Below are 1,739 nucleotides of genomic sequence, written 5' to 3'. Positions count from 1 at the left end.
GCCCGCACCTCACTCAAGAGCGTCCTGCTGGCCGCACACCTCAAGGTGCTGGGCATGCTGACGGCGGAGGACGCCTTCCACACCGGCGTGGTCTATCACGGCCGCCTGGAGGCGCCGGGTGCCGACCGGGTGCTGGGCATGCACCTCAACACGCTCCCGTTCCCCGTGGTGAAGGGGGCCCGGACGTGGCGTGAGCTGGTGGAGGGGGTCTACCGGCAGGAGACGGAAATCTGGGCGCGCCGCCGTTACCCGCTGCCCGCCATCCAGCGCGCCGCCGGCAACAACCGCGACCTCCTCACCATCCTCTTCGAATACCTCGACTTCCACCTCGTCGACAGGGACGCGGTCGACGTGAACGCGACCATGGTCGACGGCACGAACGAGTTCGCCCTCAACGTGGTCATCACGCACGGGAACTTCGGCCTGACCAGCGCCACGGATGTCATGAGCCGGGAGCATTTGGATCGGTTGGGTGGGATGTACCGGTCGGTGTTGGAGGCGATGGCGTCGGATGTGGACGGGGATGCGCGGGGTGTGTTCCTGTCGGAGGCCGAGCGTGGGCTGTTGCTGGGTGCGTGGGCGCAGGGCGGTACGGCCGTGTGGCCCGGGGGGCTGGTGGTGGACCGGTTCGAGGCGCAGGCCGTCGCGACGCCGGATGCGGTGGCGGTGGTGGTGGCCGCGGACGGGACGCGGTTGTCGTACCGGGAGGTGGACGAGCGGGCGAACCGTATCGCCCGGCATCTGATCGCCGGCGGGGTCGGCCCGGACCAGTTGGTGGGGGTCTGCCTGGAGCGTGGGCCGGAGTTGGTGCCGGTGCTGCTGGGTATCTGGAAGGCGGGTGCCGCGTATCTGCCGCTGGATCCGACCCTGCCCGCCGAGCGCCTGGCGTTCATCCTGGCCGACACGGATACAGCGGTCGTGGTGACCACCAGCGGCCATACGGCCCTGCTGGCCGCCGCCCACCAGGGCAGCCTGGTCCTGCTCGACGCCCACGCGGCCCGCATCGCCCGCCGCTCCGCCACCCCACCGGCCCGCACCACGGATCCGGCGCAGCTGGCGTATGTCATCTACACCTCGGGTTCGACCGGCCGTCCCAAGGGCGTGATGATCCATCACGCGGGTCTGGCGAACTACCTGGCCTGGACAGTGGAGGCATACGCCGCACACGGCACGGGGGGTGCGCCGTTGTTCTCGTCGATCTCCTTCGACCTGGGCATCCCGGACCTGTTCACGCCGCTGGTCTGCGGACAGCCGGTCACCCTGCTGCCCGACGACCTGGACGTCGCCGAACTGGGCACCGTCCTGGACCGGTTCGGCCCCTACGGGTTCGTGAAGCTCACCCCGGGCCATCTGGACCTGCTCACCCACCAGCTCGACCCGGCACAAGCCGCCCGGCTGGCCGGGCTGGTCATCGCCGCCGGCGACAACTTCCCCGTCACCCTCGCCGAGCGCTGGCGGGAGCTGGCCGGGACGGACGGCACGAAGGTCGCCACCGAGTACGGGCCCACCGAGATCACCATCGGCAACTCCGGCCTCGTCATCGACGAGGTCCCGGTGACCGAGGCCGTCCCGCTGGGCGCGCCGATCCCGCACACCCAGATGTATGTGCTGGACGCGGGCCTGGAGCCGGTCCCGGTGGGGGTGACCGGCGAGGTCCACATCGCGGGCACCGGCCTGGCCCGCGGCTACCTCGGCCGCCCCCACCTCACCGCCGAGAAGTTCCTGCCCAACCCCCACGG

The 1,739-nt window shown here is 70.9% G+C and carries 1 protein-coding gene; it reads left to right on the top strand.

Features of this window, described 5'->3' with window-relative positions; genetic code table 11:
- The coding region (locus tag ACFWBB_RS42600) for an AMP-binding protein (RefSeq protein WP_385284695.1) at nucleotides 1-1,739 on the top strand (1,739 nt) is incomplete at both ends.

The sequence above is a fragment of the Streptomyces sp. NPDC060000 genome, from assembly GCF_042737375.1.
Classification (GTDB): Bacteria; Actinomycetota; Actinomycetes; order Streptomycetales; family Streptomycetaceae; genus Streptomyces.
This window is presented reverse-complemented; position numbering and strand designations above follow the sequence as displayed.